At 52.2% G+C, this 17438-nt stretch carries 14 protein-coding genes; 10 read left to right on the forward strand and 4 right to left on the reverse strand.

Annotation, left to right across the window (positions count from 1 at the left end):
* Nucleotides 1–52 precede the first annotated feature (52 nt).
* From moaC to GmarT_RS03775, 4 genes are all read left to right on the forward strand, one after another.
* Entirely contained in the window at nt 53–532 is a 480-nt protein-coding gene (gene moaC / locus GmarT_RS03760) for a cyclic pyranopterin monophosphate synthase MoaC (protein ID WP_002644264.1), read from the forward strand.
* A gap of 257 nt (nt 533–789) precedes the next feature.
* Nucleotides 790–1782, forward strand: a complete 993-nt coding sequence (locus tag GmarT_RS03765; protein ID WP_002644263.1) for a polyprenyl synthetase family protein — start codon at nt 790–792, stop codon at nt 1780–1782.
* A 198-nt stretch (nt 1783–1980) separates the two neighbouring features.
* The gene (locus GmarT_RS03770; RefSeq protein ID WP_002644262.1) at nt 1981–3723 is read left to right on the forward strand and encodes an ABC transporter permease; all 1743 of its coding nucleotides are present in this window, start codon (nt 1981–1983) and stop codon (nt 3721–3723) included.
* Between the two features lie 18 nt (nt 3724–3741).
* Nucleotides 3742–5043 carry a CNNM domain-containing protein gene (locus GmarT_RS03775; protein ID WP_002644261.1) on the forward strand — a complete coding sequence of 434 codons (1302 nt, stop codon included), beginning with the start codon at nt 3742–3744 and terminating at the stop codon, nt 5041–5043.
* Between the two features lie 66 nt (nt 5044–5109).
* Here GmarT_RS03775 and GmarT_RS03780 read toward each other — a convergent pair whose 3' ends face one another.
* Both GmarT_RS03780 and GmarT_RS03785 read right to left on the reverse strand, forming a co-directional pair.
* Entirely contained in the window at nt 5110–6147 is a 1038-nt protein-coding gene (locus GmarT_RS03780) for a GspE/PulE/PilB domain-containing protein (protein WP_002644260.1), read from the reverse strand.
* A gap of 130 nt (nt 6148–6277) precedes the next feature.
* Nucleotides 6278–7861, reverse strand: coding sequence for an Hsp70 family protein (locus GmarT_RS03785; protein WP_002644259.1), 1584 nt, complete (start codon nt 7859–7861; stop codon nt 6278–6280).
* Nucleotides 7862–8499: 638 nt separating this feature from the next.
* On the opposite strand from GmarT_RS03785, the gene GmarT_RS03790 reads away from it, so the two are divergent.
* The 3 genes from GmarT_RS03790 to GmarT_RS03800 all read left to right on the forward strand — a co-directional run bounded on the left by GmarT_RS03790 (nt 8500) and on the right by GmarT_RS03800 (nt 12746).
* Nucleotides 8500–10347: a phospho-sugar mutase gene (locus GmarT_RS03790; RefSeq protein ID WP_002644256.1), complete on the forward strand. Its 1848-nt coding sequence runs from the start codon at nt 8500–8502 to the stop codon at nt 10345–10347.
* Between the two features lie 276 nt (nt 10348–10623).
* Nucleotides 10624–11841 (forward strand): inositol-3-phosphate synthase, encoded by a 1218-nt coding sequence (locus tag GmarT_RS03795; RefSeq protein ID WP_002644254.1) that lies wholly within the window; start codon nt 10624–10626, stop codon nt 11839–11841.
* A gap of 5 nt (nt 11842–11846) precedes the next feature.
* Complete coding sequence (locus GmarT_RS03800) at nt 11847–12746, forward strand: UbiA family prenyltransferase (RefSeq protein ID WP_002644253.1); 900 nt, start codon at nt 11847–11849, stop codon at nt 12744–12746.
* An 86-nt stretch (nt 12747–12832) separates the two neighbouring features.
* Here the strand turns inward: GmarT_RS03800 and GmarT_RS03805 are convergent, their stop codons facing one another.
* Nucleotides 12833–13102 carry a hypothetical protein gene (locus GmarT_RS03805; RefSeq protein ID WP_002644252.1) on the reverse strand — a complete coding sequence of 90 codons (270 nt, stop codon included), beginning with the start codon at nt 13100–13102 and terminating at the stop codon, nt 12833–12835.
* 285 nt (nt 13103–13387) lie between these two features.
* Between GmarT_RS03805 and GmarT_RS03810 the strand changes: the two genes are divergently transcribed.
* Nucleotides 13388–14635: a multidrug effflux MFS transporter gene (locus tag GmarT_RS03810; RefSeq protein ID WP_002644251.1), complete on the forward strand. Its 1248-nt coding sequence runs from the start codon at nt 13388–13390 to the stop codon at nt 14633–14635.
* A gap of 148 nt (nt 14636–14783) precedes the next feature.
* The gene (locus GmarT_RS03815; RefSeq protein ID WP_002644250.1) at nt 14784–15695 is read left to right on the forward strand and encodes a CHAD domain-containing protein; all 912 of its coding nucleotides are present in this window, start codon (nt 14784–14786) and stop codon (nt 15693–15695) included.
* Nucleotides 15696–16154: 459 nt separating this feature from the next.
* Here the strand turns inward: GmarT_RS03815 and GmarT_RS03820 are convergent, their stop codons facing one another.
* Nucleotides 16155–16733 (reverse strand): GNAT family N-acetyltransferase, encoded by a 579-nt coding sequence (locus GmarT_RS03820; RefSeq protein ID WP_002644248.1) that lies wholly within the window; start codon nt 16731–16733, stop codon nt 16155–16157.
* Between the two features lie 159 nt (nt 16734–16892).
* Between GmarT_RS03820 and GmarT_RS03825 the strand changes: the two genes are divergently transcribed.
* Nucleotides 16893–17378 (forward strand): DUF1569 domain-containing protein, encoded by a 486-nt coding sequence (locus tag GmarT_RS03825; protein WP_002644247.1) that lies wholly within the window; start codon nt 16893–16895, stop codon nt 17376–17378.
* Nucleotides 17379–17438: the final 60 nt, after the last annotated feature.

Below are 17438 nucleotides of genomic sequence, written 5' to 3' on the forward strand. Positions count from 1 at the left end.
GCGGCTGTGTCTGCACTGATTCGCTGTTTGCCAGGATTCCAGAGAGGTTCCGATGTCTGACTTGACCCATTTTGATGAAGAAGGCGCCAGCCGCATGGTTGATGTGGGGAACAAAGCGGTGACCGCCCGCATCGCTGTCGCCGAATCCCTGGTGACCATGTTGCCTCACACACAAAAACTGATTCTGGATCGCCAGATTTCCAAAGGCGACGTTCTGGAAATCGCCCGTATCGCAGGCATCATGGCGACGAAAAAAACAGCCGACCTGATCCCTCTATGCCATCCTTTGAGCCTGACCAGTGTCCAGCTGGATTTTGAAGTTCCCGATGAAACGACAATTCGCATTCTGGCAACGGTGAAAGTGGATGGCAAAACCGGGGTGGAAATGGAAGCATTGACTGCCGTCAGTATCGCCGCCCTGACAATTTATGATATGTGCAAAGCCGTGGATCGAGGCATGACGCTCGGTCCGACCCGGCTTGTAGAAAAATCAGGCGGAAAGAGTGGCCATTTTATCCGGGAAACCTACTGAACGGGTCCCTGTCTGCCGATGAATCACACGATTTATTCAACCGTCCAACAGGATTATCTTCCCCAGAAGACGGGAAAGTCTGATTTCAACCCCGGAAATGAAACACCGCCCCCTGTTTGCATTCCTATCTGCAGGTAGAATGCTTACAATGGCTGCGAATAGTGAGCTGGGTACCGGGTCATTTGTTCCGTATCTGTGAAATAACCGACCGCCAGACGAAAACTGGATAAACGATTCGATATTGTGGTGAGGCTGTAATGGGGGACCATCTTACGACACATGACCTGCTGGCGCGTGTCGAAGAGTTAATTGGCGGTGAGCTGGAACAGGCAGAACGGGTCTTCTTGAGCGAAGTCAGCTCGAAGCATCCTTATGTTCATGATGTCCTGCAGCATATTACCCGGTTTCAAGGCAAACGACTGCGTCCGATTCTGCTGCTGTTGTCCGCGGCGGCAACCGGGGGGATTAACGAGAGTCACTATGTCCTGGCCTCTGTCGTGGAGATGATCCATCTGGCGACACTCGTACATGATGATGTTTTGGACGATGCCCTCATCCGCCGTCATGTCGCAACGGTCAACTCCCGCTGGAATAATGAAACCAGCGTCCTGGTCGGCGACTTCCTGTTCACACACGCGTTCCATCTGACAGCCAGCCTGGGTGATGCCCGTGCCTGTCGACTGATTGGGCGGGCGACGAACCTGGTTTGTGAAGGCGAACTGGCTCAGATATACGAACGGGGAAATCACGAACTGTCTGAAGAACAGTACCTGGAGATCATTAACGGAAAAACGGCTGAACTGTGCGCCATCAGCACTCAGCTGGGGGCCCTGTATGCCAGTGCCGACGAAAGCATCGTAGAGGCCATGGATGAATATGGCCGTGCACTCGGCGTTGCATTCCAGATTACCGATGATCTGCTGGACCTGCTGGGTGATGAAGAACAGATGGGGAAATCGCTGGGGTCTGATCTGCAGAAAGAAAAACTGACTCTGCCTCTGATTCGTCTGCTGGATCAATGCAGCCCGGAAGACCGTGCCACGATTCAGGAAATTCTCTCGCAACCCGATCCGAACACCAAACAGCGACTTATTCAGTACATCAAAAACAGTGATGCAATTGACTATGCCGGTAACCGGGCGCGGGAGTTCGCGAAACAGGCGCGGAACTCGCTTCAGAATTGTCCTGCTTCCCCGGCGCGACAGATTCTGGAGGAGCTGACAGAATTTGCCATTCAGAGAACAATCTAGAGCGTATGACCATGAACCATGGCGTCTCTGGACCTGGTATACACGGTCCAGATGCACCTGGAGACGTTTCAGTAAAACTGGACACAGTCTAACATTATAGTGAAAGCAACAGATTATCAGGTTGCACATATCGGTCTTGGAGAGAAGGGTGTCTCTGATTGACTGCTGTCACCTGTCGAATAAAAAGGCGCGAGAGCATTGTTTAACAATCCAATTTTTATTCGGGAAGCGTTGACTTCTCCCCGTCAGCTGAAGCATTACCTGATCCGTTCCGGTTATGTGGCGGCTGTCTTCATTCTGATCTTCACTGCCGGCCAGACGATTCTGGGGACCCAGCAGATCCAGACAACCACCATCGGTGAATTTGCCCGGTTGGGAAATCTGATTTTTCAGATGATCGCCTTTCTGCAGTTATTGCTGGTTCTGTTTTTCACACTCCTGTTTTCTGCCGGCAGTATCGCGCAGGAAAAAGACCGTGGGACGTTGATTCTGCTGCTGATGACCGAGCTGAAAGACCGGGAACTGGTCAGCGGGAAAACCCAGTCGAGTCTGTTAATCGTCTATGTGCTGCTGGCATCATCGATCCCTGTCTGTGTATTTCTGCGTCTGCTGGGGGGCATCGAGTTCTCACAGATACTCTGGATGGAACTGTTGTGCCTGATCACGGTGTTCGCGACGGGCAGCTGGGCTGCCCTGGTGGCGTTCTGGCGGGAGAAAACATTTCAGACACTGGCGATCAGTGTGCTCGGAATGGTCGTTTTTCTGGGCGTCGTGGAAGTCATTGTGAACCTGCTGCCTGCGGGTTCCAGTCTGTATCCCTGGATTGCCGGTCTGAATCCGTTTCGTTCACTTTATGAGATTTTGAATCCGCTTTCTCTCAATACAGGCCTGAATGCGATTACCGTCAGTGCCTGGCCTTCCCTGATCAGTCTGTTTGTACTGGGAGTTGCTTTGAAAGCGTTTACCGTACTCAGGCTGCGGGTCTGGAACCCTTCGCGATCAGTTTATAAAGCGACCCCCAAAGCTGAAACAGAAACGGTAATCGTCAAAGAAAAATCCCGTGTCATCTGGTCGAATCCTGTGATCTGGCGTGAGATCATGACCAAGGCTTACGGGCGAAAAGTGTTTGTGATCAAACTGGCTTATTTTCTACTGGCTGGTTTTACACTCTGGGCAGCAGTCACTTCAGAGGCCGTTGCAGAAGGCGTTTTGTACCTGGGAGTGATTCCACCACAGGGACTGGCATTTGCCGGAATTGCCTGGTTGAGCCTGGTCCTGGCCAATACGCAGGCAGTCACCTCGATTACCACCGAAAAAGACAGTAAAACACTCGAGTTGTTGCTGGTGACGGATATCACTGCCAGGGAATTTGTGCTGGGAAAACTGGGAGGGATCTTCTTTAACAGTAAAGAACTGATTCTGATTCCCGTTCTGATTTTGTGCTACCTGGTCAGCCATGGCGCATTTTCCACAGAAGGTTTTATGTGTGCCCTGATCGGATTTCTGTCGCTGATGATCTTTGCGATTGTCCTGGGCCTGCATATGGGGCTCACTTACGACAACAGCCGTTCCGCCATTGGTGCCAGCCTGGGAACCATGTTCTTCCTGTTCGTCGGGATTGGTATTTTCATGATCCTGCTCGTGCAGGCCCGCTCCTCCTTTGCCCTGCAGCTCCAGAGCTTCCTGGTCTTTATTGTCGTGGGCAGTGCGGCTCTGCATTCAGCGCTCACACACCGGAATCCTTCGCGGGCTCTGGCGATCTCAGCCTGGATGCTCCCGTTTCTGACGTTTTATGCTATTACTTCGTTTCTGTTAGGGGGAACCCTGGGAGTTCTGGTTACCATTCTGTTTGCCTACGGACTTCCCGTTCTCTCCATGTATATTCCGGCAGTGTCTGAATTTGATGTTGCTTTGGGAAAAACCACTTATGATAAAGGGTAGAGTGGCTGTTCCTGATTCATGATGATCGCATTAATAGATACCGTTGCAATTTGGTTCCCAGGATCACTGGCGTTACTCGCTTTGATTTTTGCTTCCGGGTTCTTTTCGGGCAGCGAGACGGCGATTTTCTATCTTTCGCGGAGCGAGTTGCGACAGTTCAGCAAAGGCAAGCCCAGCGAGCAGATCGTGGCCGCGTTAGCCGCTGATGCTGACCGCCTGCTGACCGCAGTCCTGTTCTGGAACCTGCTGATCAACCTGAGTTATTTTGCGGTCGCCGGGGTGATTGCCAGGCGACTGGCCGACCAGGGGATGACTGCTGCAGCCGGGGTGTTTACCGTAGGCAGTCTGCTGGCCATAATTCTGTTTGGCGAAGTCCTGCCTAAGAGCCTGTCGATCGTGTTTCGCAAGAAAATTGCGATCCTGGTCAGCTGGCCTCTGGCTGTTTCTGTCCGTCTGCTGGATCCGGTGATCCCGTTACTGCAGAATATCAGTCGCCTGATGCGACGCACCTTCTGGCCACACATCCAGAAAGAATCCTATCTGCATTCAGAAGACCTGGAACGTGCCGTTGATGCCTCGGGCTCCAGTGAAGAAGTCATCCGCCATGAACGCCAGATCCTGCATAATATTCTGGATCTGTCGGAGATTCTGGTCGAAGAAGCGATGCGTCCCCGCGGGACTTATCTCACGTTTAACATGCCCGTGCAGTTGGAAGACCTGACCAGGATCACCCCCAACACGGATTACATCATCTTAAGAAAACGGGATACGGAAACCGATGAAATTGAGCGTATTATCTCGCTGACAGAACTCTCGTCATTCTCGGAAAAAATGCTGAATCAGAAATCGAAGCGGGTGATTCATGTGCCATGGTGTGCGAATCTGTCCGATGTGTACTCTCGTTTTCAGGCAGAAGACTGTCACTTCGCTTCTGTCGTTGACGAATACGGCGAAACGATCGGCATTGTTTCTCACGACGATATTATCGATACACTGCTCTCCCCGGAACCGAGTCGTGCCAAGCGAATTCTCCGCAGGGAACCGGTACGTGAAGTGGCACCAGGCGTGTATCATGTCGAGGGGATTACCACACTGCGGTATCTGTGCCGCAAACTGCAGCAGGAATATGAAATCGCCGACGATGGACTGTTAACGGTCGCGGGGATGTTCCATGAAAAGCTGGAACATCTTCCGGAAGTCGGTGATGTCTGCGACTGGCTCGGATTTGAACTCGAAGTAATCGAAGTCCGCAAACTGGGGCATCTGATCGCAGAGCTCCGGGAAAAAATGCCCGTCAATGAAACACCGGACGTGGAATAAATCCGGCCCGGCTGAAGATACACCCCCGGCTGAAGATACACCGCAGACTGATCGCCGGGGGAGATACTACTTCTTCCACATTCCCGTCATCAGGTAGATGGCAATCAGAGGTGTCACGAGTGTTGTGAGCATGAAGTGCCACGGCCAGGTCTGGGGAAACACATAATTCTTGAGAATGAACTGATCGATCAGGATCGCCCCGCAGAAAGTCCAGCCACAAAAAATGAAGGCCAGCATTTTCTTCTCTTTCAATTCTTCTGCAGTCAGCTGTGTCCCGCCCCGTTGCGGTTTCTTTTTTACTGCCTTTTTCTCTGGCTTGGCAGCTTTTTGGGATTTGGTGTTCGTGGCTGCGTCTTCAGAAACTGGCGCTTCGTCGTCCTGCTCTTCTGCCGCAGCGTAGTATTTGGTGATCCCGGTATTAATGGAACGTGGCATGGCCAGAACCCAGCGGGCAGGAACCTGGTACCGCATCCGCAGATCGTCTTCCAGTTCATGTGTCGGCTGGTCTGCACATGCGACAAGCAGCATGTCATCGTCGATGAAGAGGGGGAGAATCGTATTTCGCTTAGCCATCTGTTGCGGAAGCTGCAGGAGAATTCCGTTATCGGGAATTGTTTCTTCGAGATCGATATAAGGCATTCCCTTTGAGCGAGCCATGGCCTGCGTCGCTGTCTCAGCATTGACAAACCGCATCTGGACGGCGGCGTCCCTGGTAGTCAGTCCCCGTTTTTCCGCAAATTCCTTCAGTTCTGCTGCCTGGTCTTTATCGATGTGTCCCTGTTCCACCAGGATCTGTTCTACCGATTTGGGGCCGGTATCTTCATCCTCATCAAATTCACGACCCAGGCTTTCATCATATTCGTGTTTTCGCTCGGGGTCGGTCAGGCAGAGCATGGCTTTGGCCAGCTCGTTCAGCAGTTCCTGTGATTCAACAGAGTATTTTCCCGAGGCATACTTGCGCACATGGGCATTCAGCTTTTTATAGTGCGCCCTGATTTTTTCTTCATCATCCTCAAATTTGACCAGTCTGAGTAAGTCATAATGATGTGGAGGTCGCTCCCCTTCCGGTATTCCCAGCCAATCCTTATAGACGTCTATTGCCACCTCAGAGGACTCCTTGCTCTTAGATCATAATCGAAGTGTAACAGTTTCAGTATGACACGGTCTCAGTCGCGATTCAAATCATCGTGTGCAGAGAGCTTCGAACGAATTCTCTGCACACATCCTTGAGACATTACTCAACCAGGTAGTCTTTTGCCAGCAGTTCAAAGCGGTCCACTCCTTCAACGTCCAGACCAGAGTCACGGACAATCTCGGTCGCCGACTCGTTATTGCCTGTCAGTTCTCGAGCAGAAGCATGAATTCGACCGTTGGCATCATAGCGATAGGTCACTTCAACAGGAGAGCCTTTGGGAAGATTGGCGGGTAAATTCAGAATACGGAAATCGCCGATCGTCGAACAGGCATCAGGGTCACTGGCTTCTCCTTCCAGGATAATCACGTGAATCCGCTGCTGGTTTTCGGAAGTCGTCACGAATTTCTGACTGACACTCGCGGGAATTTCCGTATTGCGTTTAATCATGATATGGTTGATTTTGCGGGTGCGATCATGGGGGTCAGTAATTTTGACGCCCAGCGAGTGTGAGTTCACATCAGCAGTACTGACGCTCCGCAATCGTTTGATGACTGCCTGTGCCATTCGGCTCTCTCCGCCGGTGGCACGGGCTTCCAGAATGGCAGCGTGGATTGCAGCGCCCTGGGCGACCGCTTCTTCGGGGTTCATGGTCCGGGATGGTTCGCTGCCACACACCTTTTTCAGCATCTCTTCGACAACAGGCATCAATGTCGAACCACCGACCAGTACGACGTCGTCCAGCTGTCCTTTTTCCACACCCGCCTGCTGCATGACCAGCTCGGTTGTGTCGCGTGTTCGCTGTAACAGGTCGGCGGTCATGCGTTCGAAGTCACCACGGGTCAATGCCACCGTCAAAGTATTGCCTTTGTGGTAAATGGAGACCGGGGTTTGAGCTTTGTGGCTCAATTCGCGTTTGGCGTCTTCGCACTCCTGCACGCAGGTTCGCAGCGTGACAGGATCCTGGCGGGGATCGCTGCCGAATTTCTTCATGAACTGTTCAGCCACATGATCCACGATTCGCTGACTCCAGTCGAGTCCCCCCAGCATCACATCCCCGTCTGTGGCAAGCACGCGGAATTGTGTGGGAGAATAACGTACAATGGTGACGTCGAAGGTACCACCACCGAGGTCGTACACGAGAATCGTTCGATCGCCATCGGGCATGGCATCCGGGTTCCCCAGCTCATCCCGTTTCCAGGCATAAGCCAGCGTCGCCGCGGTGGGTTCATTGATAATATCGATCACATTCAGCCCGGCAATCCGTCCGGCATCCTGAGTGGCTTTACGACGCACATCGTTGAAGTAGTAAGGAACCGTAATCACGGCATTGGCAATCGGCCCGATTTCTTTTTCTGCATCCTGCTTCATCTTTTTCAGAATCAAGGCAGACAGAAATTCCGCGGTCAGTTTCTTTTCCTGGTAGACAACATAAAAGTTGTCATCTCCCATATGACGTTTGACTGCTTCGATAATACGGGAAGGATCGTCTTCAATGGCCGTTCTTTCAAAAGAAGGCCCGACAACGACACGTCCCTCTTCTCCCAGCAGAACAACTGAAGGAGTAATCGAGCGATCGTCCGTATTTTTCAGGGAAATGGGCTGACCATCACTGTCAAGCTGTGCAATTGCTGAATAGGTGGTTCCCAAGTCAACGCCAACAGTATGACCTTCAACAAACTTCATAGTGCTACCTTAATTTCGTTTTACATGCAGGTTCATCATGGATCAGGACATTAGAGCGGAATCGAGAGAATCAGGAAACCAATATTGGGAGAATTCCCTCCTCTGTTCTCGTGACTCTGAAATCAAGATTGGTGTAACCTGAATTGTGCTACACCCTTTTAATTCACCTATTCTGCCACTGTTAGGATGGGGAATCAAGGACTTGATCGTTGGGAAACCAAAAACTGGCAAAGTCTTAACGTTCGAAAATTGCCTTTCTGGGCAAAGATTCAGTGTGTCGGCCTGTTCGGGCTGAATCGGTCAGCTGATACATTCGTTGTAATCCGACTTTTCATCTGATTCGGGTACTCCTGGAACCGGATTTCGCGTGAGGGTTGGCTCACAGGGTTTTTCATTCTACAATCTACTGGAGGTCCGGAAAGTGTGATCTTTTTCAGTTGGCTCTGGCTTTATCCTGTCAGGGAAGAGAAAGCCCGTACTGCCAATGTCTGGTTTCTGCTCAGACCTGATTCCAGAAACGGACACTCCGACAGAAAATTCTTCCGGGTCAGGAGTTTTTCAGAAATAAAACTCAAACCCGCTTCAGTTACCAATACGAAATAAGAACCCGCGTTCTCGAATACGGAAAATGTTACAGGATGAACCAGCCTTCTCCCTCTATTGATTCCACGCAGGCAATGGACCTCGCTCGTTCTGCTGTCGCCGGGAAAAAACTCTCAGAGTCAGCTCTCGAAAATCTCAAACGCTGGGTGACGGAACCCCAATATGCTCCGTATCAGCCTGCACTGCTGAAACTGATCGAGGATAAAGACTTTCAGCAGCTCGATACCTGTTTCTGGGAAGTCATTCCTTTCGGGACCGGCGGTCGACGCGGACTGATGAGTGAACTCGGTTCCGCGACCATCAACGAGCGCACGATTGCAGAATCCGCGCATGGACTGGCTGCCTACAGTAAAAAGTTTTCCGGCAAAGAAACAGGGAAAGCGGCGATTGCCCATGATTCGCGAATCAACTCCTCTCATTTTGCCCGCATTGCAGCCAGTGTGCTCGCAGGGCACGGCTTGACCGTCTATTTCTTTAAAACCTCCCGCTCCACACCGGAACTCTCTTTCGCCGTCCGCGAGTGTGGTTGCGACGTCGGTGCGATGATCACCGCGTCACATAATCCTCCCTCCGATAACGGTTTCAAAGCCTACTGGTCGACCGGGGGGCAGGTTCTGCCGCCACACGATCAGGGCATTATTGACGAAGTCTACCAGGCGACCGAGATCCCGCTGCTCGATTTTGATCAGGCGGTCGAGCAGGGCCTGATCCAGTTGATTGATGAAGACATCGCCTCTAAATATCGCAGCTCGGTTGTGAGTCACAGTCATTCAGACAATCGCGATCTCACGGGGTACTTCACACCCCTGCATGGCGTGGGAGAAGCGTCCGTGTATCAGGTGCTGCAGCAGGCAGGTTTCACCGGAATTCAGCGATATGAACCCCAGTGTGCACAGGACGGAAATTTTCCGAATGTTCCCGACCAGCTTCCGAACCCCGAACGGACGGAAGTCTATCAACCCGCGATTGAACAGGCAAAACAGACCGGCGGCGAAATCATCCTCGCCAGCGATCCCGATGCCGACCGCATGGGCGTCTGTGTCAAAAATGGTGCGGGTGAATTTATTCATCTGACAGGGAACCAGGTTGGTGCCTTGCTCGCCGATTATGTGCTCCGCAAACGCCAGGCAGCCGGCACGCTTTCGCCACAGCACTTTGTGGTCGAGACGATTGTCACCACTCCGTTGATCGCCGCCATCGCCCGTAAAGCCAATGTGCGGATCATCAATAACCTGCTCGTCGGTTTCAAATACATCGCAGAGACCATGGACGAGGAAGGACCGGACAAATTTGTGTTCGGAACCGAAGAATCATTGGGTTACCTGGCAGGCGAATACTGTCGCGACAAAGACGCGGCGATTGCTGCCCTCTGGGCCTGTGAACTGGCAGCCGAACTCAAAGCGGAAGGCAAAACGCTGCTGGATCGCCTGGATGAGCTTTATCGTGAACACGGGTTTCATCTGGAAGGTCAGGTCTCCAAAACCTGCAAAGGTTCCTCGGGAAATGAGCAGATCAAACAACTGATGAAAGCCTTTCGCAATACGCCTCCCGAGAAAATGGGAAAACTCAAATTTACATTAGTCAGGGACTATCAGGATCTGGAAATCCGGTCATTACCCGAAAATACGGTGACTGAGACCTTTTCGAAACCGAAGGGAAATGTTCTGATGTTGGAAGCCCGGGCCGAGGGATCGCCGCTGACGGTGCAGTTGGGGGTACGACCTTCAGGGACCGAGCCCAAAATTAAATTTTATTATTTCGCACAGGCCGAAGTCACAGATCCCGGCCTGCTGGATCAAACCAAAGAAGCAGCCTTCTCCACGATTGAAGACTTTAAAGCAGCTTTGATGGATTGGATCGACCAGACCCTCGCAAACACTTGATTTTATGACTTTATCACGGAGAGGCGGAAATTCTTCTCCGCAATCATCATTTCTTTGATTGTGAACTGCCACCAGAGACCTATAATCATAAACATATTTTATTATGTTTCCTGACCGGCGATCTTCCTGAAAACCGGTTCTGGAAATAATACTCAACAGAAAACAGCAGGGGAGTCTGTACAACGACAGGTCAGGCAGGCTTCGATCTGTCCTGCTCCCACCTTCGAAAATCACCCGTTTCAATTGAATTCAGAAATATCAGTTTCAGGCAACATCATGACGCAACAACGTATCGGGATTTGGATCATCGGCGCATGGGGCGGAGTCTCGACGACCGCCGCAGTCGGACTATCAGCACTCAAACAGGGACTGACCGGGACCAGTGGTCTTGTTTCAGAAAATCCCTATTTCGAAAAACTGAATCTCAAAAGCTGGGACCAGTTTGTCGTCGGCGGCCACGAAATCCGCGACACCTCATTTGTTGAAGCCGCCCGGTATTTCAGTGAAAATTCCGGCGTCTTTCATCCCGCACTGTTGCAGGCCGTTGAAGAAGACCTCAAAGCTTACGATCAGAACGTCAAGCCGGGTACATTGATTCATGTCGGCGATACAATTCGCTCTCTGGCCGGGGATGCCGTCAGAAAGTTCGATACCGAATCTCTGCAGGAAACTCTGAAACGACTTTCCAATGATATCAGCGAATTCCAGAAGCAGCATGATCTGGCCCACGTTGTTGTGGTCAATCTGGCTTCTACCGAACCTCCCGTTGATGAATCTGCCAAATCACTGACCCTCGCAGAACTGAAAGAGTCACTCGCGACAGCAGTGACATCTCCGGTTCCCGCCAGTGCCTTATACGCGATTGCCGCCATGAACGCAGGCTGTTCGCATCTGAACTTCACCCCATCCGCAGGCACCGATCTGCCGGCGCTGATTGAACTGGCAGAAGAAAAACAGGTGCTGCATGCCGGCCGCGACGGCAAAACGGGTGAGACGCTGATGAAAAGTGTGCTCGCTCCCATGTTCGCGCATCGCAATCTGAATGTCATGAGCTGGGTCGGACATAACATCTTCGGGAACCTGGACGGCAAAGTGCTGGATGATCCGATCAACAAATCCAACAAGGTTGTCTCCAAAGATCACCTGCTGACCGAAATTCTGGGTTACAAACCACAGACACTGGTTTCGATCGAATACATTGAATCCATGGGCGACTGGAAAACCGCCTGGGATCACATCCATTTCAAAGGCTTCCTCGATACCAAAATGGCCCTGCAGTTTACCTGGCAGGGGACCGACTCCATTCTGGCGGCTCCTTTGATGCTTGATATGGTTCGCTTTACCGAACGCGAATGGCGTCGCGGAAACAAGTCGGGTGTCATGACCCATTTAAGCTCGTTTTACAAAAGCCCGATGCAGGCAACGACCCCCGAGTTTGAACGCCAGTATCAGCAGCTGGAACAATGGGCCGACACGGTTGCGGAAGAATCGTAGGTCGTATGAAAACCCTGCTTGCCTACTTTCAGTTGATGCGTCTGCCCGCTGTGTTTACAGCGATGTCGGATATCATTCTCGGCTTTTTGCTGACGCATGGTTCGTTTTCGCCCCCCATCTCGTTTGCGTTACTGCTGATCGCCTCGGCCAGCCTGTATCTCTCGGGGATGGTGTTCAACGATGTATTCGACCGTAAGGTTGATGCAGCAGAACGACCTTCACGTCCCATCCCCAGTGGGCGCATCTCGACTCAGAAAGCAGCGACGCTGGGAGGCCTGCTGATGCTTGCCGGCGTGGGAGCTGCCCAGACCGTTGGCACGCAAAGTCTGATCGTCGCCAGCTTGCTGGTCGTCGCGATCCTCGGCTATGATATGCTGTTGAAAAATACGTTTCTCGCTCCGCTGATGATGGGCATCTGTCGTTTTCTGAATGTCATGCTGGGAGCAAGCGCCGTCGCCCGCGAAATCAATCTCTGGGTGAAACCACAGTTACGCATCGCTGCTGCACTTGGTCTGTTTATTGTGGGGCTGACCTGGTTCGCCCGCATGGAGGCGAAGGACAGTCATCGCGGTCATTTAATTGGCGGTCTGCTGGTTATCAATTCCGGTCTGGGGGCGCTCGCCTGGATGCTGGCCACTTATCCCTGGCCGCGCGAAACGAATCTGTCGATGGTTCTGGCGGCTCTGGGGGTCGTCGCGCTGACCATCAATCGCCGCCTGGTGCAGGCAATCCTTAATCCGGTACCGCAGAACGTTCAGATCGCCGTCAAAACCATGCTCATGTCTTATGTGATGCTGAACGCGATTCTGGTATTCGTCTGGACCGCCAATCCGCAGTATGCCATCCTCACCGCGGCGCTCCTGCTGCCCACGATTCTGCTCTCGCGCTGGATGGCGGTGACGTAATCGTTCGGGAGCGCAGTCTGTAAACGAGCACGCCAGCGAACGTGCGGACCATCGCTGCAAGCATTTCATTTCAAGTCTGACAAGCCCTACGTTGACGGCTGGAATCCCATCACCTGGTAACGGGCGAGTTCTACCGGATCAGTCAGTTTGATGGCACAGATCGCACTATAGGAAAGCATTACTTTTCGTGCCCCGAGAGAGTCGGGTTTGTCCCGTTCGAACATCACGACCGAACTCGACATCAGGAAATTCTGAAAGGGAATTGATTCCTGGTAAGTGGTGACGACAATCCCCTTTTTGGGGATCGCAGCCGGCCAGTTTTCCAGAATCGAACGCCAGCCTTCTGCACTATCCATGGTATTTCTCATTATGTGAATGGTTGAATAAAAAGGTTTTGGAAAGCGAAAGATAAATCTTCCCCTGCAATTCGGCAAGAGGAACATTTTCAGAACGGAACAGGACCGCGGTTTCCGACCGACAGGGGACACGCTATGATTCTCCTGATGCTCCCGCTTCTAGAACGCGTCGTATTTAACCAGGGCGTCTCTCGATCTATGATACTCGGGCCAAATGGCCCTGGAGACGCGACAGTAAAACTGGGCACAGTCTAACATCACTATTGCTGAGATCGTTTTCGTACATTGCTGACTCCCGAATTACAACAGAAACCTGTGACGATTGGTTTTCGCGAATTCGTCGCTCTGATGGCATTGATGCAGTCATTGGTGGCGCTGTCGATCGATGCCATGCTGCCGGCCTTAACCGAAATCGGTAAGGAACTGGGAGCCTCTCAAGCGAATGACAGTCAATTAATCGTTTCATTCCTGTTTCTGGGACTTGCCTTCGGACAGGGTATTTACGGTCCTCTTTCTGATACCACGGGGCGAAAACCCTCCCTGTATCTCGGTTTTGCTCTCTTCCTCGCAGGGGGGCTGCTCTGCCTGTTTTCCACCGATCTGAAAGTCATGCTGGCCGGACGCTTTCTCCAGGGACTGGGCCTGGCTGCCCCCCGGTGTGTGATTGTGGCCATCGTCCGTGATCAATACGAAGGCCCCCAGATGGCACGCGTGATGTCATTTGTCATGACGATATTTATTTTTGTCCCCGCGATTGCACCGACGCTGGGACAGGGGATTCTCATGGTGGCGCACTGGCGAGCCATCTTTGCAGCACTGTTAGCCTGCGGGATTATTACCCTGGTCTGGCTGGCAACCCGGTTGCCGGAAACTCTGCCGGTGGAACGCCGCATTCCCTTTTCGTTGACTCGAATCAAAAACGCAATCCGGGAAGTCTGTTCGCATCGGGTTTCCATCGGCTATACGATTTCACTCGGGCTTATCTCCAGCGCGTTTCTGGGATACTTAAGTTCGGCGCAGCAGATCTTTCAGAAACAATATCAGCTGGGAACGCTGTTTCCGCTCTACTTTGCTGTCCTGGCACTCTGTATCGGCAGTGCTTCCTTTGCCAATGGCAGGCTGGTCATGCGGTTTGGCATGCAGAGTCTGTCCCGCTGGTCGAAGCGGATTTCCACCGTTCTTTCGCTCCTGTTTTTTCTGTACGTGCTCTCCGTCGGCGGTCAGCCTCCGCTATGGACTTTGATGGCTTATATGATGGTGACCCTCTTCTGTTTCGGTATCATGTATGGAAATCTGAATGCGATGGCGATGGAGCCGCTGGGACATATCGCCGGTGTGGGAGCGGCCGTCATGGGGGCCCTCTCCACGTTGATCTCTGTTCCCTGTGGCATTCTGATCGGTCTGAGTTATAACGGCACGGTAATTCCTGTGATCAGCGGTTTTACAATTTCCGGCATCCTGATCGTCATCGTGATGCACTGGATTGAATCAGCGTCCGAGAAGAGAATCATGGATTCTGATTCTTCAGAGTGACATCTTGACAGGGGCATATCGGTTAAATTTGCAGATCGATTATGATAAATTGAAAATACATTCTGTTCCCCTTTATCAAACAGATGTTTCCCTCGACGGCGGAAATAACTTCAGTCCTGCCTTACCAGTTCAGATATGGATTTAAGAGATGGGTTATCAGTTCAAGCAACAGGAATCGCTGGCATCAGGCGTCCGTCGGATTGCCGGCGAGCAGTTGAGCCAGGCGATTCAGATTCTGCAGGACCCGGAGCAGAACCGCCATTACGCCATCCATGAAGTTCGCAAACGCTTCAAGAAACTGCGCGGCCTGGTTCGTCTCGTCCGTAGTGGTCTGGGGGATGAATACACCACTGTCAATGTCTGGTATCGCGATGCCGGCCGCCGACTCTCGCGGATTCGCGATGCAGAATCTCTGCTGGAATCGCTGCAGTCTCTGCAGGAGCGTTATCCTGACCCCGCTTATTCCGCGTTGTTTGCAGAGTTCGAGAATCGCCTGCAAACGCGTAAACAGAAAGTCGTCGACGAATGGGTCGACCTCGACCAGGAACTGAAACAGCTTTCTTCAGAGCTGCAGCAGGCAAAGCAACTGGTCGAAAACTGGAAGATCAAAGGCGCCTCTACCAAAGTACTCAAAGCGGGCCTGAAACTGAACTATCAACGCGGCGTAGAGGCATTGACACAGCTGCATCAGAGTCCGAGCGATGAGCTGTTTCACGAATGCCGCAAACGCAGCAAATACCACCTGTATCATATCCGACTGCTCAACGCAGTCTGGCCGACGATTCTTTCCGCGCGCCAGGCGGAACTCGATGAACTCAACGATTATCTCGGCGACGACCACGACCTGGCGGTTATGACACAGGTCTTCACCGGAGAACCCGAGACCTTCGGTACTTCAGCCGATGTTGAGCAACTACTGACGCTCATTCGACAGCAGAGACACGACCTGCAGTCAGCAGGACTCAAACTGGCGGATCGTATCTTCGCAGAAAAACCCAAAGCGTTCGCCCATCGCATCAAAAACTACTGGAAGCTCTGGAAAGAGAAACCAGTCAACTGAGCACTGCTGCCGCCTGTTCAGCGATCAGATTCGACTTGACCCACGCGCGCCGTTGTCGAAACTCCGTGGTTATGCGTCGCGCGCGTAGCACAGATTTTCGACAGTAAACATGTTTCATAACCAGGCATCTGATCAGCATAAAACCTCCCTGTTTCAGACCATTTTGTTAAAAACAGTTCCCTGTATACACTCATGTTCGATACGCTGTCAGACACTTACGGGACGCATTCACGCATCGGAAAACCAGTTTTTCGTCCAGTCACGCACTGTTTCGCACTTGTCAGTCTGGCATGTTTAAAATATACAAAAGACGGGTTGCATCAGCGAAGTCCAGCAGCGGCGATATCTCATTTCATGCACGTTCATCGGGAGTGGTCGCCTTACGACTGCGAATAGTTGCAATCTTCCCATTGGGATTTTATCAGAAATCCATAGACGACCTGAGATGAACATTCCGCATCACTCTGCTGCCGGGATCCGCAACAGCGAAATCAGCAGCCCCCGTTTCTGTCCCTGCACTTCAGCGATTTCCGGCAGATGCCCGCAGACTTCAAATCCGAACTTTTCATTCAGATGCCGCGTCCCTTCGTTGTGATCAAAGTGCATGCCCACCAGAGTGGTGATTCCGAGCGCCGGGCAGGCGTCAATCATCTTCTGCAGCAGAAACGTTCCCAGTCCCTGCTTCTGATGAGAGTTCGACAGGTACAGACTGACTTCCGCGGTCTTGTCATACGCGGGCCGACCGGCATAAAACGAAGTCACATAGATGCAGCCCACGATCTGGCGCGCCTCATCTTCCGCGACCCAGATCGGTCGTTTCTCCGGGGAGAACTGCGCGAACCACTGCAGCCGACTCTCAACCGTAATTGGCTTCGTATCCGCCGTCGCGGTACCGGCGGGGATCGACTCATTATAAATATCCACAATCGCAGGCAGATCGTCCAGGGTAGCATCGCGGGTGGTGATCATGGTTTTCAGAATCCGGAGAGAAGAAGAATCGCACACGCCTGCGAAGCGAGCATGTTCGTGTGTTTTCATGTTTTACGTGGTAAAAAAATCAAAGAATCTAATGCAATGACTTCTGTATTCCCTGTTCGAAAAAGTATACTACAACTCACAAACAGAACGTAGCCACGACGTCTGTCGGCAGCAAAATTCGATATAGAAACATCACGCGAAACAACAGAGAGAACTCAGATGATCAACGACCTGCGGGAGCTGCAGTTTCACCACCTGGAAGACGCCGTCGCCGAAGTTGAGTCGCTGTTGCAGACCGGTTACACGCAGCGGGGCAAGTGGAATCTGGCCCAGGTCTGCAGGCATCTGACCCTGGTGCAGGATCCGGGTGTCGACGGCTATCCACTCTGGCTCTCCCTGTTTGCACCGCTGCGACCATTGATGCGCCGCATTCTATTACCCCGTCTGCTGAAAGGCGATTCCCCGCAAGGCATTCCCACGTCTCCGATCTTTGTCCCGTCTGGTGATCTGGATGACGCCATTGAGGCGGAAAAATTCGCAGCAAGCGTGACCCGCTATAAAGCCCATCCGGGACCCTATGCCCCGCATCCCGGTTTCGGCTGCCTCGATCCCGAAACCCTGGAAAAGGTTTATACCACCCACGCCGCCCATCACCTGCGGTTTCTGGAACCTCGTTTCGAAGTCTCTGAATCAAAAGGTTCTTGACAGATTCGCTGGTCTGCGCTACAAACTGTAGGTGCTCTGTACACGATTACGTCTGAACTC

The organism is Gimesia maris (genome assembly GCF_008298035.1).
GTDB lineage: Bacteria > Planctomycetota > Planctomycetia > Planctomycetales > Planctomycetaceae > Gimesia > Gimesia maris.